At 45.2% G+C, this 26934-nt stretch carries 30 protein-coding genes, 1 tRNA gene and 2 pseudogenes; 4 read left to right on the plus strand and 29 right to left on the minus strand.

Going from position 1 to position 26934, the window contains the following annotated elements; genetic code table 11:
* Positions 1-376: 376 nt before the first annotated feature.
* The 9 genes from FD32_RS07525 to FD32_RS07560 form a co-directional block, all read right to left on the minus strand.
* The gene (locus FD32_RS07525) at positions 377-697 is read right to left on the minus strand and encodes a thioredoxin family protein (RefSeq protein WP_047766970.1); all 321 of its coding nucleotides are present in this window, start codon (positions 695-697) and stop codon (positions 377-379) included.
* 15 nt (positions 698-712) lie between these two features.
* Positions 713-1027 (minus strand): thioredoxin, encoded by a 315-nt coding sequence (trxA, locus tag FD32_RS07530; protein ID WP_047766969.1) that lies wholly within the window; start codon positions 1025-1027, stop codon positions 713-715.
* Positions 1020-1163: a hypothetical protein gene (locus FD32_RS10095; protein WP_169746073.1), complete on the minus strand. Its 144-nt coding sequence runs from the start codon at positions 1161-1163 to the stop codon at positions 1020-1022. The genes trxA and FD32_RS10095 overlap by 8 nt, the downstream gene beginning before the upstream one ends.
* Positions 1164-1166: 3 nt before the next feature.
* Positions 1167-1814 carry a DsbA family oxidoreductase gene (locus FD32_RS07535; protein ID WP_047766966.1) on the minus strand — a complete coding sequence of 216 codons (648 nt, stop codon included), beginning with the start codon at positions 1812-1814 and terminating at the stop codon, positions 1167-1169.
* Between the two features lie 30 nt (positions 1815-1844).
* Entirely contained in the window at positions 1845-2141 is a 297-nt protein-coding gene (locus FD32_RS07540; protein ID WP_047766964.1) for a thioredoxin family protein, read from the minus strand.
* A 140-nt stretch (positions 2142-2281) separates the two neighbouring features.
* Complete coding sequence (locus tag FD32_RS07545; RefSeq protein WP_047766962.1) at positions 2282-2932, minus strand: ArsR/SmtB family transcription factor; 651 nt, start codon at positions 2930-2932, stop codon at positions 2282-2284.
* A gap of 123 nt (positions 2933-3055) precedes the next feature.
* Positions 3056-4081 (minus strand): cupin domain-containing protein, encoded by a 1026-nt coding sequence (locus FD32_RS10295; RefSeq protein WP_235803785.1) that lies wholly within the window; start codon positions 4079-4081, stop codon positions 3056-3058.
* A gap of 3 nt (positions 4082-4084) precedes the next feature.
* On the minus strand, positions 4085-4375 hold the full coding sequence (locus FD32_RS10110) for a hypothetical protein (RefSeq protein WP_191980285.1): 291 nt from the start codon (positions 4373-4375) through the stop codon (positions 4085-4087).
* Positions 4359-5228 (minus strand): SIR2 family NAD-dependent protein deacylase, encoded by an 870-nt coding sequence (locus FD32_RS07560; RefSeq protein ID WP_047766960.1) that lies wholly within the window; start codon positions 5226-5228, stop codon positions 4359-4361. Before FD32_RS07560 ends, FD32_RS10110 begins: the two co-directional genes overlap by 17 nt.
* Positions 5229-5414: 186 nt before the next feature.
* Here FD32_RS07560 and FD32_RS07565 point away from each other — a divergent pair, with 186 nt between their 5' ends.
* Positions 5415-6002, plus strand: coding sequence for a TetR/AcrR family transcriptional regulator (locus FD32_RS07565; RefSeq protein WP_420804895.1), 588 nt, complete (start codon positions 5415-5417; stop codon positions 6000-6002).
* 177 nt (positions 6003-6179) lie between these two features.
* Positions 6180-6857, plus strand: coding sequence for a RibD family protein (locus tag FD32_RS07570; protein WP_047769427.1), 678 nt, complete (start codon positions 6180-6182; stop codon positions 6855-6857).
* A 267-nt stretch (positions 6858-7124) separates the two neighbouring features.
* On the opposite strand, the pseudogene FD32_RS10040 reads toward FD32_RS07570, so the two are convergent.
* The 8 genes and pseudogenes from FD32_RS10040 to FD32_RS07605 all read right to left on the minus strand — a co-directional run.
* A pseudogene (locus FD32_RS10040) lies at positions 7125-7199 on the minus strand (helix-turn-helix domain-containing protein); the annotation flags it as partial.
* Between the two features lie 727 nt (positions 7200-7926).
* A complete protein-coding gene (locus FD32_RS07575; protein WP_056962157.1) occupies positions 7927-8868 on the minus strand; it encodes a YczE/YyaS/YitT family protein in 942 nt (313 codons plus the stop codon).
* A 133-nt stretch (positions 8869-9001) separates the two neighbouring features.
* A pseudogene (locus FD32_RS07580) lies at positions 9002-10051 on the minus strand (alcohol dehydrogenase catalytic domain-containing protein).
* A gap of 34 nt (positions 10052-10085) precedes the next feature.
* Positions 10086-10418, minus strand: a complete 333-nt coding sequence (locus FD32_RS07585; protein WP_047767654.1) for a putative quinol monooxygenase — start codon at positions 10416-10418, stop codon at positions 10086-10088.
* 11 nt (positions 10419-10429) lie between these two features.
* Entirely contained in the window at positions 10430-11434 is a 1005-nt protein-coding gene (locus tag FD32_RS07590) for an aldo/keto reductase (RefSeq protein ID WP_047767656.1), read from the minus strand.
* An 81-nt stretch (positions 11435-11515) separates the two neighbouring features.
* Complete coding sequence (locus FD32_RS07595) at positions 11516-12388, minus strand: LysR family transcriptional regulator (RefSeq protein WP_047767658.1); 873 nt, start codon at positions 12386-12388, stop codon at positions 11516-11518.
* 31 nt (positions 12389-12419) lie between these two features.
* Positions 12420-13025: an NAD(P)H-binding protein gene (locus FD32_RS07600; RefSeq protein ID WP_047767660.1), complete on the minus strand. Its 606-nt coding sequence runs from the start codon at positions 13023-13025 to the stop codon at positions 12420-12422.
* Positions 13026-13039: 14 nt separating this feature from the next.
* Complete coding sequence (locus tag FD32_RS07605) at positions 13040-13873, minus strand: aldo/keto reductase (RefSeq protein WP_047767662.1); 834 nt, start codon at positions 13871-13873, stop codon at positions 13040-13042.
* 104 nt (positions 13874-13977) lie between these two features.
* On the opposite strand from FD32_RS07605, the gene FD32_RS07610 reads away from it, so the two are divergent.
* Positions 13978-14421 carry a MerR family transcriptional regulator gene (locus FD32_RS07610; protein WP_047767665.1) on the plus strand — a complete coding sequence of 148 codons (444 nt, stop codon included), beginning with the start codon at positions 13978-13980 and terminating at the stop codon, positions 14419-14421.
* A 357-nt stretch (positions 14422-14778) separates the two neighbouring features.
* On the opposite strand, the gene FD32_RS07615 is transcribed toward FD32_RS07610, so the two are convergent.
* From FD32_RS07615 to menB, 12 genes are all read right to left on the minus strand, one after another.
* A complete protein-coding gene (locus FD32_RS07615) occupies positions 14779-15174 on the minus strand; it encodes a type II toxin-antitoxin system death-on-curing family toxin (protein ID WP_047767667.1) in 396 nt (131 codons plus the stop codon).
* 2 nt (positions 15175-15176) lie between these two features.
* A complete protein-coding gene (locus FD32_RS07620; protein WP_047767674.1) occupies positions 15177-15428 on the minus strand; it encodes an AbrB/MazE/SpoVT family DNA-binding domain-containing protein in 252 nt (83 codons plus the stop codon).
* A gap of 328 nt (positions 15429-15756) precedes the next feature.
* Positions 15757-15829, minus strand: a tRNA-Thr gene (locus tag FD32_RS07625).
* A 93-nt stretch (positions 15830-15922) separates the two neighbouring features.
* Positions 15923-18172, minus strand: a complete 2250-nt coding sequence (locus FD32_RS07630) for a DEAD/DEAH box helicase (protein ID WP_047767676.1) — start codon at positions 18170-18172, stop codon at positions 15923-15925.
* Between the two features lie 15 nt (positions 18173-18187).
* Positions 18188-19531, minus strand: a complete 1344-nt coding sequence (locus FD32_RS07635; protein ID WP_047767677.1) for an ATP-binding protein — start codon at positions 19529-19531, stop codon at positions 18188-18190.
* 6 nt (positions 19532-19537) lie between these two features.
* Positions 19538-19702, minus strand: coding sequence for a tellurite resistance TerB C-terminal domain-containing protein (locus tag FD32_RS10420; RefSeq protein ID WP_152666506.1), 165 nt, complete (start codon positions 19700-19702; stop codon positions 19538-19540).
* Positions 19656-21404, minus strand: a complete 1749-nt coding sequence (locus FD32_RS07640; RefSeq protein ID WP_053003005.1) for a TerB N-terminal domain-containing protein — start codon at positions 21402-21404, stop codon at positions 19656-19658. Before FD32_RS07640 ends, FD32_RS10420 begins: the two co-directional genes overlap by 47 nt.
* 159 nt (positions 21405-21563) lie before the next feature.
* Entirely contained in the window at positions 21564-21821 is a 258-nt protein-coding gene (locus FD32_RS07645; RefSeq protein ID WP_047767680.1) for a hypothetical protein, read from the minus strand.
* 209 nt (positions 21822-22030) lie between these two features.
* The gene (locus tag FD32_RS10455; protein WP_053003006.1) at positions 22031-22585 is read right to left on the minus strand and encodes a TetR family transcriptional regulator; all 555 of its coding nucleotides are present in this window, start codon (positions 22583-22585) and stop codon (positions 22031-22033) included.
* A 146-nt stretch (positions 22586-22731) separates the two neighbouring features.
* Positions 22732-23916 (minus strand): MFS transporter, encoded by a 1185-nt coding sequence (locus FD32_RS07655; RefSeq protein WP_047767681.1) that lies wholly within the window; start codon positions 23914-23916, stop codon positions 22732-22734.
* 22 nt (positions 23917-23938) lie between these two features.
* On the minus strand, positions 23939-25354 hold the full coding sequence (locus tag FD32_RS07660) for an o-succinylbenzoate--CoA ligase (protein WP_047767683.1): 1416 nt from the start codon (positions 25352-25354) through the stop codon (positions 23939-23941).
* Positions 25355-25364: 10 nt separating this feature from the next.
* Positions 25365-26186, minus strand: coding sequence for a 1,4-dihydroxy-2-naphthoyl-CoA synthase (gene menB, locus FD32_RS07665; protein WP_047767685.1), 822 nt, complete (start codon positions 26184-26186; stop codon positions 25365-25367).
* A 32-nt stretch (positions 26187-26218) separates the two neighbouring features.
* Here menB and FD32_RS07670 point away from each other — a divergent pair, with 32 nt between their 5' ends.
* Positions 26219-26599 (plus strand): PaaI family thioesterase, encoded by a 381-nt coding sequence (locus FD32_RS07670; RefSeq protein ID WP_047767687.1) that lies wholly within the window; start codon positions 26219-26221, stop codon positions 26597-26599.
* The last annotated feature ends 335 nt before the right edge of the window (positions 26600-26934 follow it).

The raw sequence follows: 26934 nt of genomic DNA on the forward strand, positions 1-26934 counted from the left end.
CAAGTTGCTAAACTCTTTAAGCGAAGCCAAAATAAAAAATCCCCGGCCAAATTGGTCGAGGATTTTACAGTTTAAAATGCTGTTTCCCCGCTACTATACGTAACTAGTTTGCCTTCTTACGCTTACTGAGTCAGGTAGCCTAGTATCAATCTTTATGAGCAGTAAGAAACACTTTTAAAGACTTACTTCACTTTACCGGGGATTCCGAAAGGCTAGTTGCACATCAAAATGCGATTTAGCAAGCCAGTCTTGTCTCTCCCACTTTATTTATATGATTACCCTATTTAGGAGCATCAGCAACCAACGCAAACAATAAGGTTACCAAAGTTACAATCCCAACAAATTGTCCCATCACTTTCCCTCCCTTTTTTAATTACTAATCGAGCTTACGAAGGAACTCCTCTACTTCTTCCTTGGTTTTCCGTGCCTTGTTCACCAGTCGACCAGCCTCTTGGTCGTCCTTAAAAAAAATGAAGCTCGGAATACCCATAACATTAAGTTCCTTGAACAACTCTAAATTTTGGTCACGGTCTACCTGGAGAAACTTATATTCTGGAAAATCATCCTCAATCTCTGGTAGATGAGGCTTTATAAAATTACAATCAGGACACCATTCGGCCATGAACTCAAGGACGTACTGCCCATCGCCCAGGTGATCCATTAATTCTTGCTTGCTCATTACGGGAATTTTTTCCATTGTTGCCACCTCACCTTAATTAGCATACCGGTTCAGGACCTGTTCTAACTGGTCTTTTCTGTGAAGGCCAACCAGCTTTTCAACCACTTGGCCGTCCTTTTTAACAATCAAAGTCGGGATCGACATGATACCAAACTTTAGCGGTGTTTCTTGGTTAGCATCGACATCCATTTTATTTACCTTAACCCGGCCATCATATTCCTTGGCAATTTCTTCGACAACCGGCCCCTGCATCCGGCACGGTGGGCACCAGGTTGCCCAAAAATCGGTTAACGTTACACCAGTACCAGTTTCTTTTTCAAAATTTTGATCAGTTAAGTTCTTAACCATTTTTCTTTTCCTCCGTTTTCTTATCTTGCAAAGTTCGTTTATTATGGCCAGCAATATTGCAACCATCTGGCCCACAAGTGCCGATAGTATCTTGGTCACCAAATGTCTTAAAAGCTGTTTTCTTATCCTTATCCAATGCTTATCCCTCCTCAGCTTGAACCTGTTTTAGGACTTTTACAAAAACCGCATAGGGCTGGGCCCCACTAATTCCATACTTATTGTTGATGACAAAGAATGGGGCCGCATGAATCCCAGCCTGTTGGGCTTCTTGCTCATCATTGATAACGTCTTGGCGATAATCATCCGATGATAACACCTGTTCGACCTCATCTTTATCCAAGCCAGCCGCTACGGCCGCCCGGGTTAGAACATCGTGGTCGGCGATCGATTGCCCATCATTGAAGTACACCTGGTAGAAACGCTTAATAACCCGTTCAGCCAGGTCAGAATCGTGCTTGCTATTAGCTAACTTAATCAGCCGGTGAGCATCAAGTGTGTTAGTGGGAACGACTTGTTCAATCTGCATCGGCAGGCCATCCCCATGGGCCATTGCCTCAATTTGTGCCATCTGCTTTTTGGCCTGGGGCTCAAGGGCAGCGTTGCCCCGGGTGAAGTGGTTAATGTAACTATCCGTCGTTTCCTGTGGGGCTGTTGGATCAAGTTGGAAGGCCTTAAATTCCAATTTAGTATCATCGGCAATTCCCACTTCCTTCATTGCCCGCTTCATCCGGTTAGAGCCAATGTAGCAAAACGGGCATGCAATATCTGACCAATATTTAATTTCCATTACTTATTCCCCCAACGAAAATATTTATTTCTATAGGTAATAACGAATAAAGCTTTCTAGCTGGTCATGGTCGATAAAGTGGGGAATCCTTTCCACCACTTCACCATCCTTTATCAAGACCATACTAGGCGCGGTCTGCACCCGGTACTTGTCAGCTAACGTTGCGTCTGTGGCGACATTAACCGACTGAACTGTCAACTGTCCGCGATACTCGTCTTCAATCTTTTGAATAACCGGTCGTTCGGTATAACATTGCGCGCACCAGTCATTTTCAAAGGCTAACAGGGTTATCCCCGGTGCGTCAGTATCTAAATGATTAACGTTCATCGATTAATCACCTACTTTCCAAAAAACTATTCAATAAATTGATTGAATAGTTAAATATTAACACTTACTTTTTTATAAGCCAAGGTAATAATCATAGTCAAATAAAAAAGTGGCTGGGAAAAGCAAATCTCTCAACCGCTTTATTTATGTTCAGTTGTTTTCTTCCAGTCGTAACAGCTATAATTTAGACTCCGGGCCGTAAAGCCGTGCTGGTTTAATAACTGGGTCGCTAAATTGGCATAAGGACACAACCGCCCGCGACAGTATACAATAATTGTTTTTTCCTTTGGTAACCGTGACAAGCTCGTCGATAAACTATCTAGCGGGATATTGATTGCCGCATCAATGTGGCCAGCCTGATACTCTTCAGTCGGTCGCACGTCCAGGATAAGGTCTTGCTTTGCTTCATCAATTGCTTCACCGAGCGTGATGGTTCTGACCCCTTCTTGACGGTTAGCTCTAGCATGAAGCATCTTCACCTCTGATAATTCATTTTCCCCAACCGAGACTAACAAGGCAACAAGCTCGTTAATTTGCGGTGAGCTGAGCTGGTAGATAACATGGTTACCATCTTTAACGGTTCTTACCAGGCGACTATCCTTCAGTACTTGAAGGTGCCGTGAAGTGTTAGCCACACTCATCCCGGTTTCTTGGGCAATTCGGTCAACTACCTTGGGAGACTGGGATAGTAAATCTAGGATTTCCAACCGTTTATCACTACTTAATCCTTTCCCGACTCTTGATAGTTCTTTATATAGTTGGTGCTTATATTCAACTGCTTGCTGGTTCATCACTACCGCCTCACTAAACTAATCAAATATTCTATTGAAAAGTTTAGTGCTATTAAAAGCTAATGTCAAAGAATGCGTGAAAACCTCCGAATTCATTGTCAGCTATTTATATAAGCACAAGAATTAATCACTTACCGTCAAACGTTCAATTAGCTCCTTTTGTTGTGGGAACACCTTCTTTAGCTGCTCAACCCTAGGAATCATCAGCTCACTTGACGCCGATGACGGCAACGTAATCCTGATTTGGGAAAAGCCCGTTGCTCCCTTGGCATCTTCCATTGCAATAAACGTATTTGGCTCAACATAAAAACCATGAACCTCATTATTTTCCTTGTTCAAACCCAGCTTAACCAAATGATAGTGACCGTCTTGGGTAAAGCAGTGAACGTCAACCGGGTCACCATACGAGTACATAAGTGCCCGCCCATATTGAACCGTGTGTATATGTGACGGGTGCTTACCGTCAATTGTCGTATACATAATCAGCTCTCCTGGCTGGTAACCTTTATTGACGGTATATGAAGGATAAAAGCTCTGCAGTACCTTCTGCTGCCTTTTCTTCTCTTCGGGTGATAGTTGCGGGGCTGATTTAGCAGGCCCCTGAGTAGCAACATCACCTTTCCCGGTAATCAACGCATCAAATGCTGCTAGGATCGTTGACGAAAAGCCGATTGAGCGATCAGCAATGGCAGCGAGAATATTTAATTGCCCCTTGTTGATTGTAATATAGCGGCTCTGCTGGTTTCCAGCGACCAGCTGCATGCTTGGCGCCTTGATCATTTGATTCTGGGGACCGATTCCTAACTCCAGAACAAGGATCTTTTTTGTTTGGTAGCGACTAATGAAACTCTCAAAGGCGCTCACCTGTACTTGATCCATATTAAAGGTCGGTCCAGGAAGATTGGTTGCTAGTGGTTCTCCACAAGACGAGCATGTTGGTAGATCGCCTTCGGTTAAATTACCAGCCTGGTCTTTTTCATAAATTTCGTGAAGGGTCGCTTTTAAGTCGACTGCCGGGTGTTCCTTAGGATGGGCAGTGCAAATTCCCGTCTGCCAGTTTCCCTCGACTTCAAGAAGGTTATTAAAGCCGGCCAAAGCAAAATGATGGTCAATATTCGAGGTCCAGATAAAGTAAGGCTTATCCCCCACAATCTATCGTAACTTATCCATTAATTCAGCGGGATAGTAATTATAGTTGTAATATTCCGCAATTCGCGCATAAACGCGCCACTTATCAAGGACATTGGGGTAGTGGTAGTTAAGTGCCCCAAGTAGGTTTGGTAAATTATACTTTTCAACGAGATTGCCTAGAACAGTCGTCAATTTACGATCACTGGCAAATAGGTTTAACCCCTCGGAAATTGAAAAGCCGTTACTAGCAGTTATCAAAAATGCATCAGCATCATGAAGCCATTGTTGGGCCGTCTTAATCGCGTTCGTCATTTTGTCCTCCTTTGATTAAATGGGCAATACTTTGCAAAGCCTTTGCCGTATCAGTACTGATTAATAGTGACCGGTCTTTTATTACTGGATTGGTTAGCGCATCTTGGGGATTAAAGTTAATGTAGAATGAGTGGGCTAAGTAATTCGTCATTTCCCAAAATGGCTCCTGGATAAACATCGGCGTCATCCGGCCAACCCCAATTTCTATAAAGAGAACTTTCTTTAAGCGGTACTTACCAAGAAAGCGGTTGGCTTTTTCGTATTCTTCATAATATTTTTTATCTTCAAGAAACTCCGGCCCCCGCACCCACGGGATAAGTGGTGTTCCATCAACCTTACTTTTAGGTATCAACGTCGTGGGTAGTCGGTTGCTTTCAATTTTAGGTAGTAATTTATCAAGGTAACGATTAATTGGGTACAAATTCTTATCCGTTGCTGTATTTTTACTTTGGAAGAATCCCCACGATCCTTGGATTTCGCTCACGTGTTCTGCGGGAAAGAACTTCTTGAACAACATATCTTGGTTCGTGGTGATAATGTGGTAAGGCTTGTTGTGGACAATTGTTTTCAGATAGTTATAGACATCATTTTGTGGCGGAATCGTTGAAACCATCTTCAACATTTTTAGTAGGTAAGCCCACCGTTCCTCTTCCGACGCAAACCGGTTATAGAATCCCTTAAAAATCCCTTCAAAGTGATACTTTTGATAAAAGTCCCGCATGTACTTCATAAATAAAGGGCTGGCCTCATACCAAAAATTCATTCCGGCAGCATTTGACATCCCTGAACCGGCACCAATGATAATTGCATCAGCATTATTAATATGAGCTACGACATTTTCAAGATCAGTCATATTGGTTCTCCTTTATCCGATATCGTGTCTATTTTTGAACACCGTGTAGTTAAATGATATTATTAATTGTAGTTACCGGTGCCCTTAAAATTAATAACGTTTTTGCAAAATCTATCGGTTTATGGACACTCTAATAAAAGTGTCAAGAACAGGACACCTCTTCCCTACTGGTTAATTGAAAGGATAGTGGAACCATTGGCAAACGGACCAAGAAAACAAGATCGACGAACAATATACACAATCAACGTAATCAAAGACAGTTTTTTAGAGATGATCCAAAAAACACAATATTCCAAAATCACGATTAAAAAGATCTGCGAAAAGGCCGACATTAGCAGGTCGACCTTCTATCTCCACTTTGATTCGATTAACGACGTTTTGAATGCGGTCCTTGATGATGCCATTATGGTGACATCACCGCATTACCTGGAAATCAATGACTTCAGTGTTGATTACCTGAAAGAAAATGAGTCTTTAATACCAGCCTGCCAGCGGGTGGGGGCAAGCGCAAAATACCGTAAATTACTCCTTGATCCTGATTTAACCGAATACATCGTCGGGCGCATCATGGTTCATGAACGCAATCGAGTAGTTCCCGCAATTCAAAAAAAGACGGGACTCGGTAAAGAAGACGCTGAAACATTATTCTTATATACCCTTCACGGTTCCTTTGCCGTTAACCGTGCTAACCACTTCAGGAAAAATGATAAATGGTATCATGACGTTCAGCTGTTAAATAAGTTTACCTTGAACGGGTACCGGACCCTCAAATAGCCCTTGATGTACTGCCAGAATAATGGTCATATTAAATACGCAAAGCCCACAGGAAGTTTTATAATCCCCCCTTATTTGTAATTCATTTTTGGAATGAATCCTAATTAATAATAAGTATTTCAAATAGCTACCGCTACGATTTAATATTAAAGAAGAAATCTTAAGGAGGAATTATAAATGAGCAAGCCGTACATTATCGTTCATATGATGGAGTCAGTTGACGGGCGGATCGATTGCGGGATGACCGCCCAACTTGGCGGAAATCCAGAATATTATTCATCATTAGATGCAATTAACGCTCCTACCCGCATTAGTGGTCGGGTGACTGCTGCAAGTGAATTAACTGGTGGTGGCCAGTATATTCCCCAAGACAATGCCACACTTAATAAGACGACCTTTACTAAAAACGTAACCGCGGATAGCTACAATATTGTGGTTGATACTAAGGGAACGTTGTGCTGGGGCACTGAAACTAGTACTAGTTTTCCCCACCTGATTATTACTAGTGAAGACGTCACTAAGGAGTACTTGGATTACCTTGACCGACAAAACATTTCCTGGATTGCGACTGGTAAGGGCCGGATCGATTTAATGCAGGCAATGGACATTCTAGCAACCGAATTTGGTATTAGGCGGCTGGCAATTGTCGGTGGCGGTAAAATTAACGGCGGCTTTCTCAACGCTGGCTTGGTTGATGAAATCAGCGTTTTAATTGGGCCCGGAATCGATGGCCGTATCGGTCAGTCCAGCCTGTTTGACGGTCGTCCCGGCAATCGTCAGCCAGTGGCCCTACAATTAAAGGGCGTCAAATCCTATGAAGATGGCGCTGTCTGGCTGCGTTACCTGGTTAAGTAATTACTTCTTATATTTATTTTTACAAAACAGCCTGCTATAACGGTACTTTTAATCGTTATAGCAGGCTGCTTGATTTACTGCCATCATAAAATATGTTGGTCCAACGCATGGACACCACTGGCATAGTGTCCCCAAGCACTAAAAATGGTTACCAGGTTATTTTTTGAATCAATCGAATAAACAACCCGGTTGCTTTGACTAATGCGTTTAGAATAAATACTTGGCCGATTGTGCCGCCGCTCTAGTAATTCAAAATGATGACCACGGCCTTTGGGATCGTTTCTCATTATGAAGTGTTTCGATGACAACGCGGTCTGAAAATGATAAGATAGTGGTGCCCATAAAGGTCCTTCTTTCAATGGAATGTTGTGGTAACACCATTAAAGACCTTTATGGGTTTTTCTGTCCACTTAAATGTTCAACTTAAATTTTACAATCTACCTCATATTTAAAAATAGTACGGGGGTTCGCCGTTATAACTGGCTATTAAACTCAATTATTGTATTTTCATGGCAAACATTTTGGCAAACAAACATGTAGTCTTAAGTGAGTTAGACGAGTTTTAACACTGCCAAAATGCCGTTATCTTGCGCCTCCAACTCTAAGTTACATTACAATTCTATTCGATATCGATGATGCCTTCGACAATTGGAATTCCCAATTGCTGGTAACGAGAACAATATCATTGCCCAAGGCATCAAGGTTATACAGTGATTCTGCCGATTCAGGGTTAAGTAAAGGATAGTTTGCGTATTGTACCGTTTTGCCGCTGTGAGATTCATTTTCTCAACCACCAAACCGAGGCCCATTCCGTCATGTTCTGCCGGGTCCATTTTGACCAGTTCTTACGTGACGTTATGGGTACATTGGAATCACCCTTGATAGCTGTAACTTCCAGTTTGGCTTTTTACTTAGCAAACTAGTTCTAAGATCGTCCCCAATCAGGTCGATGAAGCCTAGCAGATCCTGTCAAATATCCTCAACCGCCACCTTCCAATCCATAAACCAACAAACCGAATGCCGATTTTTCAATGTTTGTTCAAAAAGCTAACCTCCTGTAGTTTTATGATTATTGCTTTTCATTGGTTGCATCCAGTCGACGTTTCTTCTCTTGTGTTAAAACATCGTATTCATCTTGCATCGACTTATAAATTTTCTGTGCCCGTAACAGATTATTTTTGGCAATATCAAGCTGCTCATCCAACTCATGGTTAGAATAACGGGAAGCTGATAGCTGTGTCTGGAGCGTCTCTCGATACCAACTAATCACCGTCTTATAACTAATAATTCCCGCTTGCTTAAGAGAAGACCCCAACCGACGAATCTTCGTCTTGTTTTCGGCAATCAAATGAATGTTGTGCAGAACCGGCCGACTAACGTGGATGGTCCAATAGTTAATCAAGGGACCTGCGAAGAAAGCAATCACGAAGGTTGCCACCCCAACCGAGCCATGAACCAACAGTGCACAAATCATAAAGGCAATATCCTGAATAACTCGCGCTGTCTTATATTTGATATGAAGCCTTGAGGACGCAATCGGGGCAATGGCATCGTAAGGTGCAACCCCCAGGTCCGCACACATGTATAGTGATGCCCCAAATGTAAATAACAGCATACCGATAACCAGGTCACCAATAATTAGGAGCAAGCCCATGTGATGATTGGTCGCAAAGGTATTTTGATACCAGACATTACCATACTGGATAATATAACCGACTAGCACCATGTTCAGGATTGTCCCGATCCCGATCATTGAATGATCAAGAAATAGAACAACCACTAAAATAATCAGGTTGAAGGCTAATTGAAAGTTACCTAAGCCAATATGCAGCATGTTCGAGGCACCAACATTAGTTGCAGTAAACGGCGGTGTACCAACGTGTCCCCCTAGCAGGAAGGACGTTCCAATGGATAGAAGAAAGATCCCAATCAGCGCCATCAGAATCCGTAGACTTACATCAAAAATCTTACCTTTCGGGTCACTTATCAAACTGTTATCTTGATTGTTCATCGAAGACTTACTCCTTTATTTTAGAATAGTTAAGTTAGCTCCCGGCCTCACCGGAGAGCTTAAGTATTTAAAATAGAGACTGGGCGTTAACTCAGTCTCTATTTGACTTAATACAAGTAGTTGACTCTTCTATTTATTCACTTACGATTACCAGTGACTTAATTGCTTGCCGCTTATTCATCGCTTCATAAGCCTGCTTGATTTCATCAAGCTTGAACCGCTTCGTGAATACCTTTCCTGGATGGATCTTACCATTTAGAACGGCATCAAGTAATACTTGCCTATCATAAGTGGTTACCGGCGCCGTTCCCCCACGAAGGCCAATGTTTTTACCAAAAAGCTGGTTTGCTTTAGGCTCCGTTTCAGGAACACCAACCCGGCCAATCACAGCACCTGGACGAGCAATTTATCCGGCCTGCTCAATTGCGCTAGTCGCACCAACACATTCAAGAACTGCATCAACCCCGGCATTTTCTTCGGTCAACGCTAAAACATCCTTAACTGCTTGGTCACCTTTACTAGAAACGATATCCGTAGCATCAAACTCACGCCCAAGTTTAGCTCGGTCAGCATGGTGACTCAACAGGATAATTCGTTTGGCACCACGCAATTTAGCACCGATAACGCCACAAAGGCCAACCGCACCGTCACCAATAACTGCTACGGTTTCGCCATCCTTTACTTCAGCACTAGTAGCAGCGTGGTAACCAGTTGCCATCACGTCGGCCAGCGTCAAAAGGTCGTTCAACTGTGCATCGGAATAGTCTTTTGGTTGACCAGGAATCTTGACCAATGCCCAGCTAGCATTCTCTGTCTGCAGGTATTCAGCCTGGTAACCGGTAGTAATGCCACTGGCGAAGTTGCTGTTAAGGCAATTACTGTCAAAACCATTCTTGCAGGCGACACAGTGCCCACAACCATGGGTAAACGGTACGATCACAAAGTCACCTGGTTTAACGTTCTTGACGTTTCCACCAACCGCATCCACGATGCCAATTGCTTCGTGGCCAACCACCGTTCCTGGACGATAAAATTCATGAATGCCCCGGTAAAACCATAGGTCCGATCCGCAGACACAGGCCCGAACGACCTTGATAATGGCGTCATTGGCCGTCTTTATTTCCGGTTTAGGAACATCCTTAAGTTCAACATCGCCCGGCTTTTCATATACGGTTGCTTTCATAGTCGAATGGCTCCCTTCATTAATTAATAATGCGTTATTTACGAATGAATTTCTGATCATTCGCTGGTATTCCCTGTACATCAGTAACGTAACGCTCAACGCGCATGTGCAGGTCATACTTTTCTCGCAGATTAGCGAGTTTATGCATCATTGGTGACGCATGGTGAGCATTCAAGGCTTGTTGGTCACGCCACTGATCAATCAAGAGAATCGTCTCTGAATCGTTCAGTGATTGAAAATAATCATACCGTTCATTCCCAGGCTCATTACGAATCCGTTGCGCGACTCCAGTCTTCTCCATCTCTTCGGCAAATCGTTTAGCACTGTCATTTTCACCGGTATAATACAGGTTTACAACCAAACTCATAATATGCCCTCCTACTTAACATCCTTGGGTAACATGCCCACGGGGTTCTGATTAAGTGCGCCGACAATCTCGTGAGCTGTGTATGGTTCATCGAGATAATCCACTTCATCAGGAGTTAATTCAACTTCAACGGCCCGTGCCGCATCATCCAGGTACTGAGTCTTAGTTGCACCAACAATTGGTGCTGTAATCCCCTTGGCCCATTGCCAGGCTAGGGCAATCTGCGACATCTTGGCATGATGTTGGTCAGCCACTTCAGCGACCCGTTTAATAATCGGCATATCCTGCTGTTTAGCATGATCGTACTTGGCCCGTTCTGAAGTATCCGTTTCATTACGTTTGGAATGTCCTTCCCAAGTTGGCCGGGTCAAATGCCCACTGGCGAGCGGACTATATGGCATCATCATCACACCATCTTGCTTGCAAATAGGAATTAGTTCTCGTTCATCTTCACGATAAAGGAGGTTATAGTGATTCTCCATTGCGACAAACTGGTGCCAGCCGTTTTTTTCAGCAACGTGTTGCATGTTTTGAAATTGGTATCCATACATAGCCGAAGCGCCAATGGCCCGCACTTTGCCTTCTTGAATTACGTTATCCAAAGCTTCCATGGTTTCTTCGATTGGATGATCATAGTCAAAGCGATGAATAATATATAGGTCTAGATAATCGGTGCCCAGCCGCTTTAAAGTACCATCAATTTCCCGATTAATTGCTTCTTTGGAAAGGCGACCATCATTAAAGTAAACCTTGCTAGCAAGGACGACCTTATCTCGTGAGATTTGATGTTTCTTCAATGAATTACCAATGTACTCTTCACTTGTGCCCATTCCGTAAACATTAGCCGTATCAAAAAAATTGATGCCCAAACTAAGGGCATATTGAACCACCTTATCGGTCTGTTCTTCATTTAAAATCCACCGATAAGTCTTCATGGCGGGCTTACCAAAGCTCATCCCACCAACCGCTAATTTAGATATTTTAATATCTGTCTGTGGAATATGACTATACTTCATCGATCAACGCCTCTTTAGTGCTATTATGAGGTGACTAATTATGAATGTAAATTGCTTATAGTTAATACTTGTCTACTCAATTTAGGCATATATAGTTTGGAGCTTTTCGATAAATCTTTGCGTTGCTTCAGTTAAAGTATTTCCTTTTGGCCAGATAAGAAATTGTGTTTGACGACGTTCAGGAGAGAAGGGGATAAACTTTAAATTAGTTGAAGATGGTCGTGGAGCTTCTTCAATACAAACAATATTTCCAATACCTGCTTGAGCAAGGTAGCTGGCATTGGTGAGTAGGTTTGATTCTGCAACTATCTCTAACTCTCTTCCCTGAACCAGCTCATTTAAATCATCATAGAATAATGCCCGATGGGGAATGATTAACGGCAAATTTTGTAGATCTTCGGCTGTAATCACTTGATGGTGAGCTAACTTACTGTCTGATTTAACTAGTAATCCCCACCGATCTTGAATTGGTAACTTAAGAGTATGATATTTAACGGTACTAATCGGTGCACAGACCACGCCCAGTTCTATGTTTCCTTGATCCATTCGTTCCTGAATATCTTCACCATCGGCATCATAAAAATCGTAGCGCACGTGTGGATACTGTCTATGAAAAGCAATCAGTTGGGGTAATAATAGCTTCGTTACTTCCGATTCAACACAACCAATATGAATTGTGCCGGTTAAATCATTATTATTAATGTTTGCTATCATTTGATTAGCCTGATCGAGTTCAGCTATTATCCGCCGAATTTTCTTTTCGTATGCACTACCAGCCTTAGTCAGGTACATTCGTCGCCGTTCCCTGGTAAATAGGGGAGTATTAAGTTGCGTCTCGAGCTGTTGAATTTGCCGACTGAGCGTTGGTTGAGAGATATGTAATTCCCGTGCAGCCGCCGAAATTGTTCCCTGCTTAGCTACTACTAAAAAATAACGTAAAATTCTTGTTTCCATGTTGGCACCTGCGAGTATTTAAATTAGGACATTAAATCAGATCCCTAGTGATACTGATATTCCTCCTTGAATACATCTTATCATTGCTAATCAAGTGAGTGGCAAATTTGAGTAATGATGGGACTGTTGCTATATACCCCCTTGCCTTTTCACCCTTAATAGTTAGCACAAAATCATCCTCTTTACCTGCCCTTAGAAAGCCTGGTCGAATAATTGTATAGTTTAGATTGCTACTTTCAATAATATCAACTGCTTTCCTATTCGGTAACTGAGCCTGATTATTTACTAGGTTATCTTTTCCATCCATTTCATCGGGAATTTCATTATATATCCCAACGGCACCCATAAAAATTAGGCGGTCAACCTTTTCCTCAGGCATTAACTCAACAAGGTTGTTTGCAACTTGAGGAAGATGTTTACCAGAAATGGCACAGAAAACCACGTCTTGTCCCTTCAATGCCCGTCTTAGATCATTACGTTCAAGAGCGTTTCCTACCATAATTCGAGTACGCGCTTGAGGCTTTAACCTATCAGCATGTCGGGCAAACAAGGTCAGATGCTCTTTTGTTGTCGTCATTAATTTTTTCGTTAGCGCGGTTCCCAACGTACCAGTGGCACCTAAAATCAACACATTCATTTATGGTCACTCTCCTACCAATTCATAGCCATTTCAACAAGACTAGGATCTTCAGGATTGCCAATCAATGGCTGGCGTTTATCAATGTCTGCAACTGTTTGTAATTCCTTATCTGTCATTGTGAAATCAAAGATATCAATGTTTTCTTGAATATGCTTTATACGTGTACTTCTTGGAATAACAATAACCTTTTTCTGAGTAAAGTAGCGTAGTAGTACCTGTGCTGGCGTTTTCCCATACTTTTTTGCTAGTGAAATAATCACCGGTTCTGAGAACATCTTGTTTCGTTTTCCCTGCCCCAAAGGTGCGTACGCCATTTGTTGGACTCCATACTTAGCCAACCATTTGTGATCTGACTTTCTTTGGCAATAGACATTTGTTTCGATCTGGTTGACGGCAGGCACTACCTTATTAAATGAAATAAGATCAACCAACCGGTCTGGTTCAAAGTTAGATACCCCAATAGCACGAATTCGCTTTTCTTGATAAAGTCGTTCCAGTTCATGCCAAGCATGATAGTAGTTACCAAATGGCCAATACAGGAGGACCAGGTCCAGGTAGTCGGTATTCAATTTATGCATGGAGGAAAGGACGGCGTCCCGTACGTTATCATAGGACTTAAAATTAACCTTGGTTACGATAAATAAGTCTCGGCGATCAATGCCACTCGCCTTTATTCCTTGTCCAACTGCTTCCTCGTTTTCGTAAGCCTCTGCAGTATCAATTAACCGATAGCCATTTTTTATTGCGGTGCTGACCGCATCTACGCAATTCTGGCCAGCAAGTTGAAAGGTACCAAAGCCCAACAGCGGCATTTCAACATTATTATTTAACGTGATAGTTTCCATTTAAAAAACTTTCTTTCAAGCACGGTGCTTAACTACTCGTGTTACCATAAAGTATAGTTAGTTCGTGTAACTCGAAGTCAATCTTTTAGCTTAAGGAGAATGGTATGACCTATTCATTAAAACAGTTTGCCGCAATGTTTCATGTCACAGAATACACTATTCGCTACTATACCGACATCAATATCCTGCCATGTGAACGTGATGGACAGAATCGACGTGTATTTAACGAAAAATCACTTAATTGGATGCAGGGGATTACCTGCCTAAAGGGATGTGGGGCCTCAATTGACGACATCAAGGAGTATTGTAAACTTTGCAAATTACCTGAATCCCATGAAAACATGCAGAAATGGTATCAAATTATTTTGCACCAACGCAAAAGAGCTTATCAACAGCTATCAGAAGCCAAAGCCACTGTCGATTATATGGATCATAAAGTTCAACATTATAAACAGATTTTGAACGGCACCATCCCGGACGATAGTAATCCCCAAAAATGGACGAGAGAGAATCGGCCGACAATGCATTTAACCAATAATAAAAAGTAAATTTCCCAGATTATACATGATATTTAAATCAATAAATTTTACCTTTATTTCTCATTTTTTCACACACCGAAATCGGCTAAGTTCTTGGTGCCGTTGGCCTACAGCGATTCAACGTGGTTTGAAGTAACACATAAAACAGTCACGTGAGAAAAAAGTGCGAAGTCGATAACGTTTTTTAACGTAAAATAGCCTATTCTAACGACTGAAAATGCCGTCAGAATAGGCGATTATGCTTTAGGATAACTGAAGTATTGATACAACAGTATTTAACTCTAAACGTGTTAAGGCCCAATGTTAAAAGTGTAGTCAAGAACTTTGTTCAAAAGTTGATGTGGCGGGAAAAGTGTCATATTAAAATTACTTTTTGACTTGATGTTTTTTCAGATACTCTGCCACTTTCAACATGACTTCTTCTGAATCGGGAGAGTTAGTAACATCTAAAACCATTTGTCCAGCCTCAATCCCTTCAAAGTGAAGAGTTATTCCGTTCAAGATTAAAAATACTTTTGCAGCTTCAAATGCTGTCCGTTTATTACCATCAGCAAAGAGGTGTTTCTTAGTAATCTTTTGCAAATAGTAGGCTGCTTTTAACCAAACCGTCGGATAAGCCTCACGCCCAAAGAAAACCTGCTTTGGCGCTTCAATAATACTATTTAATCCGTTAACATCCAATACACCTATTGAGCCTTCACCAGCCCGACGAATGATTCGACGGTTAATTTCAGTTAGCTCTTCCTCAGTCAAATATTCCATGTTTACTTATCCTTTAGGAAGTCCAATATTGCTTGATCTTCGTCTAAACCCTGATTCAAAATTTCAGAAAAATGATCATGGGCCTTATTATCGGTATCAGCAGCCTTAATCACAACACTACCATCATGAGAATTAAGGGTCACATTGATTTTATCGCCTACTTTAAGCCCCGCTGCATCCATAATGTCCTTACTAATCCGCACAGCACTTGAATTACCTGATTTGAAAATTTTAGTTGGTGACTTAATAGCCATTATTCAGGCTCCTTTCTCTTCGTATATACAATTTTATTATATAATATATACATTAATTTATCCACATCGCTTCTCTTTAGTACATTTTGATACGCGACTATTCTTACTACTTAAATCATCAAATTTTGCCCTTATTTCTCACTTTTTCACACACCAAAATCGGCTAAATGCTTGGTGCCGTTGGCCTGCAGCAATCCGTCGTAGATCAAAACAACACAAAAAACACTCACGTGAGAAAAAGTGAGAAGTCGATAACGTTTTTTAACGTAAAATAGCCTATTCTAACGACTGAAAATACCGTTAGAATAGGCTATTAGACTCTTTATAGTGCTGACTAGAGGATTCGAACCTCCGACCTCATCATTACTAATGACGTGCTCTGCCAACTGAGCTAAGTCAGCATTTCACCAGTGAATATTAGTATAGCATATCCCCGCCTAAACGCAAGGAAAAAATTAAAAAAGTGAAGCAAAAGTCACCTTGGGACTCATACTTCACTTCTTTGTTTTCTCATGTAGTCTGTCACCCATCCGGGCCACGCACCGCTTCATCTCATCAATATCCAAAATACTCTGGGCGAATTCCTTGCGCACCAGGTCATCCGGTAGGTACTCGTCATACTTGTCAAAAACCGGTACCTCCTTGGGGTACAGCAGCTCCAGTGGGTCAAAGTCCTTTGCCGCTTCCTCCTTCAGGACCTGGAAGAACTCCTCGGCGTTGGCGTCCATGGCAAATTCCATGAAGTAGGGTCGGGCCGAGTTAAAGCCGCGCAGGTTCAACCGCTTGGCACACTTTATCCGCAGCAACCGTTCCAGGGCCAGAAAGGCGTAACTCCCGGTCCACGGGAAGAGACACCACATCTTGCCACCGAGGTTAATCAATTGCTTTTTCGGCAAGCCCGCAATATTAGCGGTATCACGAGCCTGGGTCAGTCGTGCTTGGGCGTTCTTCATCAGGTATGGGTACATTTGACTTTCCGCTAGGACCTGACGCATCCGTTCCAAGATCTTGGGGTGAATGTCACCCGGGACATCCCCGAAGTATGCCGGAATCCGGCCCTTGACACCGTGGCAGTACACCTGGTGACGTTGGCGGTCAATATCTTCAACCACCCATACTCGGCCGGCAATTGCAATCTTGTCACCAACCGGTGGCGGCTTAACAATCGTTCCTAGTTCTTCAGATCCGGCATGGACGCTGAATTCCTCATTTTCCTGGAAGACCGCGTAGAATTTGAAGTTGTTGACGACCCGCTCACCAGCCATGCCGACAATCAGATCACCACGTTCCGTCTGTTGAATCTGGTCCGTCTTCACCAGGTGCCGCAAGAGGACCCGGTAGTCGTTCTGACTAACGTTATGGAAGTAGTTCAACGGCAAAACTCGACCAGCCAACTCTGCCGGACTCATCTCCCCGCCGGATGCCAGGGTGCTCATCGTCTGGTGGTAGAGCAGACTATACGGCAGGCGGTTGGGTTCTGGTGGTTCAACCCACCGTTCTTCTAAATAGAGCTGAACCAGGGCGATCCCCTGGAGTAGTGGCCAGGGAATCAGGTCCGGCAGCATCGCCCGTGACTCCGGGTGTTCTTCCCGCATCACAAAGTGCATCTCGGGCGGGTTCCCCCGCCGGCCGGTCCGCCCCATCCGTTGGAGAAATCCAGAAACAGTGAAAGGAGCGTCAATCTGAAAGGCCTGCTCCAACTTTCCAATGTCAATCCCCAGCTCCAAGGTCGCTGTCGCACAGGTCGTCATGTAGGAGTCGTCATCCTTCATCGCGTCCTCTGCCGTTGCCCGAAATGCCGGTGACAGATTCCCATGGTGGATTAAGAAGCGGTCCGGCTCGTGCCTGGCTGCGCTATAGGAACGGAGCATCTGGCAAACCGCCTCACACTCCTCCCGACTATTGGTAAAGACCAGGCTCTTCTTCCCGCGGGTGTGCTCAAAGATGTAGCCGATTCCCGGGTCAGCCATTTCCGGCGCCGTATCTGTCTTTGGTTCAATCGGGGCCGCCGGATCAAAGTCCTTACTAGCAGCCTGGGGATCAGTCTGGTAAAAATGTTCCATCGACAGTCGCCAAACTTGCCGGGTGTTTTTGACCTTGGGTGCCACGGTCCGGTGACCACTCCCGGCACCCAGGAATTTTGCTGCCTCCCGGAGGTTGCCAATCGTCGCCGATAGACCAATTCGCCGCGGTTTAACCCCGGCTAACCGACTCAGGCGCTCAATCAAACAGAAGGTCTGCCCTCCACGGTCACTGCGCAAAAAAGAGTGAAGTTCGTCAATCACTACGAAGCGGAGGCCATGGAAAAGGTGGGGAATGCCCATGTGCTTGTTAATCATGAAAGATTCCAGTGACTCCGGCGTGATCTGTAAGACACCAGACGGGTGCTTCAGCATCTTCCGTTTTTGGGTCGCCGCTACATCACCATGCCAGCGCCAGACGGGGATATCCGAATCTTCCGTCAGTTCGGTCAACCGGCTGTACTGGTCGTTGATCAGGGCCTTGAGTGGCGCAATGTAAAGGCAGTTAACGGAGTCTTTTGCCCCCGATTCACTCAGCTCGGTCAAAATCGGGAAAAAGGCCGCCTCGGTCTTCCCCGCAGCCGTGGACGCCGACAGTAAGACATTGTGGTCCGTCCCGAAGATTTCCTCGGCTGCGGCAACCTGGATGGGCCGGAGCTGTTGCCAGCCCTGCCGGTAGATGTAGTCCTGAATGAAGGGCGCATAATGTGCGAAGACGTCCATCACAATTCCCCCATTCTAAATCGTAAACTCCGTGTAGTTTTTCTCTTGCTTACCACCGCCATCGTCAGTTGAATCATCATCCATGCCGGTGAACTGTTCAGAGTCAAGAAGGTCACTGACTGTTGTCTTAGGGTTCTGGTAAACGATGTCCAGTAGTTCGATAAAGTCCCGGATGACCTCCCGGGGTGTAATCTTGGTATCGGCACCGATCCGCCCATACTCAATCTTGATAAACTTGGCCAATTCTTCTTCGGTAATCTGCCGGTCGTAGCCGTAAAGACGGGCGTGCATGTCGGCCAGCTTTTCAGTTAAGACCAACATCTCTTCAGCCGTCAGTGGCTCCAGCTTAATCACCGGTGCGTACATGTCCTGGGCGCCGACGTGGGCAAACTTGCCTTCTGTCAACCGTGAACGCAGCGCTTCGTAACTATAAACACCCCGGCGGCGGTCCTCAACGGTCTGCGGGGTCCCGCACATCAGGATACCAAGGTACTTGGCCTTCCCCTGGAGAGTGTCGTTATACATGGTCAAAATCTTTTCGTAGTTATACTGGCGACTAATGCTGTTCGGGATCTTGTAAATGTTGACCAGCTCATCAATCATGATCACCAGCCCCGCATAGCCGGCCTGGCGGAAGAAAAGGGCGAAGAGCTTCAGGTATTCGTACCAGTCACTGTCGTCAATGATAATGCTAACGCCAAGTTCTTGCTTGGCCTCGGTCTTATGGGTGTACTCGCCACGGAACCACTTAACCACCTTGGCCTTGGTTTCGTCATCGTCATCAATGTAGGCGTGGTAGTACATGTTCAGGAGCTTGGCAAAGTCGAACCCGTGGACAAGCTCGCTGAGGGAGGCAATTACCGCACCAATCTTCTTATCAACGGCCGCGGTGAATTGCGGGTCATCCTCATCCAAGCCCGTCTCACTGGCCACTTCCTGAAGGACAGTATTAATCCAGCGATCGAGGATTAAAGTCAGTGCGCCCCCTTCTGGCCGGGTCTTGGTTGCGAGGTTCTGGATTAATTCCCGGTAGGTTGCCAGGCCCTGACCCTTGGTTCCCTGTAACCGTCGTTCAGGCGACAAGTCGCCGTCCACGACCACGAAGTTCTTATCCATCACGTAGTTGCGGACCGCCTGGAGGAGGAAACTCTTCCCCGCCCCATAGCGACCGACAATAAAGTGGAAGGAAGCCCCACCCTCGGCAACGACTCCGAAGTCATGCAGGAGGGCCGCAATTTCATCCTTCCGCACAACTGTAATGTAGGGGAGGCCAATTCGGGGAACCACTCCGGCCTTAAGGGAATGTAGGACTGTCTGCGCAATCCGCTTGGGCACCCGTTGCCTTGTCCGTTCTGCCATTTAAAATCACTCCTTATCTGAAAACATTTTTTCCAGGTCCGCCCGGTAGTCTTCAATAATTGCTGGTTGGTCGTCCTGGTTAAATTCAATCACGTCATCACCAATTTCGTCAAAAAGGGCTTCGTTAATCTGGTCGGCAACGATTGAGACCATCAGGTGGTGCTTTTTCAAGTAGTCCTTCCATGGTTTTCCCCTTCAGCAGGGCCCGCACTAAGAAGGCCTGGTCAGCATTAAGACTCGTCGGGGCTAGCTCCGTCGCTGGAGCTGTCGGCTGCGGCTGGGAAGGAGCCGGTGCCAGCGTCGTTTTCTGCGCCGCCACTGATTCTTCCTGGTCCTCTTTAATCGCTTGCCGTTCCTCATCGGTCAGCAGGCTCTCCTGGGTGACCGCCGCATCCTGACGAATCTGGTTAATCCCGCCCAGGTCGATGTGGACCTTGCGCCGCTGAGCTTCTTTGAGCTGGCGTTGATAGGTACGAATTCCCTGGTCAATGGCATTTAGAATTATGGCCGGCAGCCAGCGGGCCTTCAGGGGGCGACCAAGGTTAAACCGTAGCCGGACGAGCCGATCGACCTCGTGAAGTAAGGCGTTGAGGTTTTGCTTCTCATTCGGTTGGGCCCGCATGGAAAGGTAGTAGTATTGGCGACCCTTAAAGCGGTAACGCCGGACCGAATCAAGCGGGTACTCTGCCATCTGCTGCTGGGGGTGGAAGTAAAAAACTGCGTTGCCAAAGAAGTAGTTGGTCGTCAGCTGCTGACTGGCAACGTGGTGGTCAAAGTACTTTTGCCCCTGCTTGTCTGGCAGTTTGAGGATCTCCTGCCAGATCACCTTTAACAGGGCCGCAAAGCGGTCAGCAGACTTTTGGTATAACCGACTGCGGTCCAGGTAGGTCGCGTGCCGCTTGAAGACGGCAACCAGGTCCGTTGCATCGTACTCATCCGGGTGGAGCAAAACATGGTAGTCACGGTCCGCCGCAATCTCAGCCGCAAAGGCCTTGTTTGCTAGCGCATGGTCAAGTCGGTAGTAAAGAACGTAGTCGCGCAGCCAGCGGTCTAAGTAATCCCCCATTTTACCGTCAAAATGGCCAGCGTATTCATTCCGGAATTCGGTCAACTGCTTAAAGCCCGCCATTGGGGAAGCCACACCAATGTTGTTGAGGAGCTCGTAGATGTAAATATAAGCGTACGAGGTCGAAACCGGGGTAAAAACACCCTGGCGAAGCTTGGTCCGCCAGGCAAAGTACGTCCGCAGCTGGTCGACACTTAACATATGGTAGGTCGGAAAGTAGCGTTTTAAGGGTACCGGCTGGTCAAAATCGTCCTGGTAGTCGGCGAGGATTTGCCCCTGGTCATAGAAGTTCTTGTCCCGTCGCAATCCCGGCAAGAGGCTGTAGTCATAGGCCACCAGGGCCTCTTCAATCTGCTTAGGGACCGCGGGGTTAGTGGGCTGGGGGCGCCGCTTTGTCGGTTGGGGAATCGCCTGAGCTTGGTACTTTTCTTCAGTGTCATTTTCCGGTAGGACCACGTACTGTTGTTGGTGCACGGCTTCCTTACCAGCGTTCACCGCCGCCTTGAAGGCGTAGTCAATGATGTTTTCAATAGCCCGGTCACTCACCTTTTCCAGGGTAAAACCAACCCACTGTTCATCATGGTGAAAGAAGGCGGGCCCGAACCCGGGAAGGTCGCGAATCGCATCGGCAAAGCTAAAGCACTGGGCGTCAATCCGGACTGGTTTAGCCGGGTTGAGGACGATGAAGGGCGTTTGACCAGGTTTTAGTGCAAGGCCCTGTTTGGGTACCTCATCATCATTCGCCAGCGCGGTAAAGCGCAAGCCGTACTTGTTACTGATTAGTTCGGTCAGTGACTGGTAATCCATTTCTCTCCCCTCCCGTACATACGTTCAGATTATATCAAGAATTAGATTTCTTGTGAAATGTTACGTGCAAAATCTTGGCCAACACGAAAAGGACCATTGACGCTCAACAACTTGAACGCCAACGGCCCCTTTAATGATTGCTTGTACTAGGTAGTAAATCTAATTGGTCTTCCGGTAACCAAAGTAGAACTGGATGATGGCAATTACCACGTTGGCCCAGTTCATCGTTATGAACCATGGGGCAATCCCACCAGCATCGTGGGTCACGCCATAGTAAACCCAAAAGCCGATGATCACAGCAACGACATTGATCCAGGCAAACCACTTTTGCAATGTCTGATCACTGAGCTTAAACCACATCCAAATGACATTGATAATGAACCAAATCGCCAAAATCCAAAAGAAAGTCTGAAACATAACGAATCCCTCCTTTAATTAGTCACATGAAAGTTAGAAGTTCGAATCACTGAAATAATTGCAGTTCTTTTGGCTTCTCTTCACTTTCTATACTAGACCGGTTAAATGGAGAAACAATCGTTGATAATTCAATAAGTGTCGCTTATTAAACACTATCAAACAATCAGTCATCAATTAGGACACAATAACGAAAAGTGTCGATGTTTAGCTTACTGAACAATGAGGTTCAGAATCTTTCGCAATTTAGCTAGTTCCTGGTCAGTTAGCTTAACGTTATTCTTAACAACAAAGGTAACCATGTCGATGTAAAGACTCCCGATAATTGTAATATCGATGTCGGAAAGCTCGACCGGTAGCTGCTTTTGAAGCATTTGAATAAACAGTTTCTGGAGGCGCGCGCTGAAGCTATTCTGGTCATATTGAATAGATAACAGAGCCCGGAGAATCTCCCGCGAATCCCACAGGACACTAAACTCGTCACTTTGGTACAAGTCACTCAGCAGTGGTAAGCGATGATTTTCGGGCTGAATATTCGCCAGCCGTTTCGCAATGATCCGCTTAAACACGGCCAAATATTCATCATTAAGCTGCTCGGTCAGGTCATACTTGTCCTGATAATAGTTATAGAACGTCTGCCGATTAATAATCGCCCGCTCCGCGATGCCCTTGACAGTAACGTTAGCAAAGCCTTTTTCGTTAACTAACTTGGCAAAGGCAACCTTAATTGACCGCTTAGTCCTCATTACTCGTAAATCTTCGGCCATTTGAACATCCCCCTTCAAATGAGTCTTACACGTAATAATTATAATATAAGCGCCCACCCAATCAAAAGAAACCCATATTGACCAGGTAAGACGCTATTCCTAATAACTATTATTAAACTAATATCGACTACTGAAAGAGCAATAATTTATACCCTGCGGATGAACAGGCAGGCGAGCACTGCCAGGACGGCACTGAACACAAGCCCTAAGAAGGCCGCTGAGTATGAGGAAGTGAACTGCACAATTTCCCCAATCAGCAGTGGACCAATGAAGCCACCGAGCTGACCCCCGAAGTTGACAATCCCAATCGACGATCCATAGCTCTTCTCCGACAGGATTTGCGCCGTGAAACTAAAAATTCCGGTAAAGGCGAGCGACTTTACAAAGTAGATGAGGACCTCAAAGATAACAATCCAGACTAGCGAAGATGATTTAAACAGACCGAACATAAAAACGAGGGTAAGAAGAGAAGCAATGGTTATCAACCACCGCTCACGATGTTTGAAGAGGTGAACCATGATAAAGCCGGCGCTAAAGGCCGCAATCCCACCCGAAATAACTGGTAACGGGACGAGCCAGGCCAGGTTCTTTAGGTTGATCCCCTGCTCGCGCAAGAAATAGACGGGCATCCAGGCCTCTAGCCCCTTTGTGATAACATTTAAGGCTAAGCCAATAATGACGAATGCCCACACCCGTCGGTCAATGTTCTGCCATTTAATTTGCGGGCGCGCCGCGACTTCCTTGCGAATACTCTTGAGTGGTCGTTCCAACAGGTAATAAACCAGGGTAATTACAATTCCACCGAGCCCCAGCCAAATGAAAGCCTGCTGCCAGCTGCTGTTGGCAATAATCGGGACGATGATTAACGGGGCAATTGCAGCTCCCGCGTAATTTGACGAAATCAAGGCCGATGTTGCCTGCGACTTCACCTTTTTTCCGTAATTTTCAGAAATGCGCTTTAACGCGGCAGACGGGTATGGCCCCTCCGCGATTCCGAACAGAAAGCGAATAACAATCAACGACGCCAGTGACCAGGCAAGCCCCGTCACCATTGTCATCGCTGACCAGGCAATTAGGGCAATAATGACCATGCGCTTGCTTCCCAATAAGTCCGTTAGGTAGCCACCCGGAATTTGCATCAAAGTGTAGCCTAAAAAGAAGGCACTGGCGGTCGCACCAAGAGCGGCAGCACCGACGTGGAAGTCTTTTCCAATATAGGCAAGCGAAATGTTCATTACCGTCCGGTCCGCAAATAAAAGCATGTAGCCCAAGTACAGAACAATAAACGACCAGAAATGTTTTATCCCTACTTGATTGTCACGATTAATCATTGTATAGATTCACACCTTAAAATTATGATAACTGTTGTCGTAATAAGAAACGTTGCACCTTACCGCTAGCATTCGTTGGTAATGAGGAAACCTTAATATATTGATGAGGAACCTTGTAATGTGCCAAGTGCTGGTAACCGAAGTGAATTAGCTTCTGGGGATCTAACTGTTGTTGACTGACCACAAAGGCCACCGGCACTTGTCCCCATTCAGGATTAGTCTTCCCAACCACTGCAATTGCATCAATTCCTGGGTACTGTTGATAGACTTGTTCAACTTCTTCAGGAAAGATATTCTCGCCGCCAGAAATTAACATTTCGTCCCGACGGCCATCAATGTAGAGGTAACCATCACTATCAAGGTGGCCAATATCTCCGGTTTGGTACCAGCCATTCACCATCTTAGCAGGCAACTTTTCTGGTAGGTTAAGATAACCGGGGGTTAAGGCCGGCGTTTTCAAAAGGACTTCCCCACTTTTACTCAGCTTTAACTGAGTCGTAAAGAGCGGCTGCCCAACGGATCCCAGCTTTCTTAGGGCATCTTGCGCGCGCAGGGCAACTATTTGTGAACAGGTTTCCGTCATTCCGTAACACTGAACGACCGGGATCGATAATTTCTGACACTTAACAAGCGTTGGTCGATCAACCGTCCCCCCGCCCAGTAGCATACAACGAAAAGCATGGTTATAGTGACGGTGGCTTTCTGTTAAGCGCGCCAATAGCTTTTTCAACATGAAAGGAACAACCGACATTATTGTAACTGGCTCATTCACTAAGATGTTTTCAACTTTAAGGGCCCGAAATTTATCAACGATGCGAACGGTCATTCCGTAAATTAGGCCCCGCATAATGATTGAGAAACCACTAATATGGAAAATAGGGGCCACACAAAGCCATTCCTCGTCGCTTGTTAGGTCTAGGTTAAGAGCCGATGAAACAGCGGAGTAAAAGTGGTTGCCAAAGGTCTGTAAGACGCCCTTAGGTGCCCCCGTCGTTCCGGAAGTATACATAATACTAGCAACCCGGTCATAGTCAAAGGATGGAATCAGTGCGGTCCGCCTTGCTGTTGAATTAGACAAACCTTGATAGCTCACGAAGCGTTCGTCCATTGTTGACTGCCACAAAGAATCAGCCACCAGGCAGACGGCAAGGCTACTGTCGCTGATCTGCCGCTGAAGCTCCTCATCAGCAAGCCGCCAGTTAAGCCAGACAATTGTCCGTCCACTACATAAGATGGCAAGGGCAATTTTGTAACTTTCAATACTATTGTCGGCAAGCATGCCCACCCGTGGACCAGGGTGCAGCTGGTTTAATTTCCCTGCAATCTGTTCCACCTGGTCCTTTACCTGGCGAAAGGTCAGGGTACTGGTCCCGTCAGTAACGGCGACCTTATCAGGTTGGGTACTTGCTTGTTTTAACAACCAATTTTGTGTTTCCATTGCTTATAACCTATGGAAACTTAGGGAACTGGTCGAAATTTGGCTGCCGTTTTTCATTGAAGGCGTCCCGGCCCTCTTTACCCTCATCAGTGGTGTAAAATAGCATTGTGGCATCTCCACCAAGCTGTTGCAGACCGGCAAGCCCATCGGTATCGGCATTCATTGCCGCCTTGATAAAACGCAGTGCAGTCGGTGACTTCTTGAGGATCTCATTACACCAGTCCAGAGTTACAGATTCTACCTGGTCTAGTGGGACAACTTTATTGATCCAGTTCATCTGGTAGGCCTCTTCGGCGCTGTAGAAGTGGTTCAAGAACCATACTTCCTTTGCCCGCTTATGACCAATTACCCGGGCAAGGTACCCAGAACCATAACCGGCGTCAAAGCTACCGACTTTAGGACCTGTTTGGCCAAACTTAGCGTTATCTGCCGCAATTGTTAGGTCACAGACAAGCTGCAAGATATTTCCACCGCCAACGGACCAGCCTTTAACCATTGCGATTACTGGTTTAGGGATAATCCGAATGAGGTGCTGGAGATCCAGAACGTTTAAGCGGGCAATTTTGTCAGGGCCCACGTAACCACCATTACCCCGAACACCTTGGTCACCACCAGAGGAAAAAGCCTTGTCGCCAGCACCGGTCAAAATAATTACCCCAATTGTACTGTCATCCCGGCAAATGGTGAAAGCGTCAATCATTTCTTGAATTGTGACCGGCGTAAAGGCGTTCATCTTCTTAGGCCGGTTCATCGTAATTTTAGCAATCTTTCCTGCGCGTTCAAAAACAATCTCTGAGTACTCTTTAACCGGTTGCCAATCAACTATTGTCATGTTAAATTTTCTCCTTTAAGTGAGGTCTTTTTATGAACTTATTAGAAAACCTTGGAATCCATCCCCAATCTGTCACTGCTGACCAAGCGATAATCACTATTGACGTCAGTGATAGGTTAATGCAGCCATACGGAATCGTCCACGGCGGAATCAACGCCGTCCTTGCCGAAACCGCTGCATCATTAGCCGCAAACGCTTGGCTGAACCGGCAGAATCGTGAACAGGTTGCCATCGGTGTCAATATTACCACAGAGCATTTACTACCGGTAGCATCAGGAGAAATAATTGTTAAGGCCCAGCCATTAAAGCGTGGTCGTACGATTCAAACGTGGTTCGTTAAAGAGTTTAACGGCACCCACCTGACAAGCACGAGTACCGTTACTCTTGCCAACCGGCCAAAGCCACAAATTTAAATCAGGCTAATTTCAATTGGGACTTCATATATACTTAAAACGTTCACCTTCATTAGTTAAAGATTTCACAATAATTGTTGGACGCATTTTATGTAACTGAATATGCTAGGCCACCATCAAATTTATAAAGAATCGAAGATCAATCCAACACTTAAAAATGAAATGCCCTAACTATCCAAAATATATTCTCTAGGGAGATATATTCACTGTAAGCAGTCAATAACGATACGTATTGAAAACGAATGAAAGGGCGTGAACCACGGCTTCTTGTGGTTCACGCCCTTCTTCTATTCATGACATACCTGCTGTACTTCTTCTGCCCATGGTAAAAGAGC

Source organism: Limosilactobacillus panis DSM 6035 (assembly GCF_001435935.1).
In the GTDB taxonomy this organism is placed as follows: domain Bacteria; phylum Bacillota; class Bacilli; order Lactobacillales; family Lactobacillaceae; genus Limosilactobacillus; species Limosilactobacillus panis.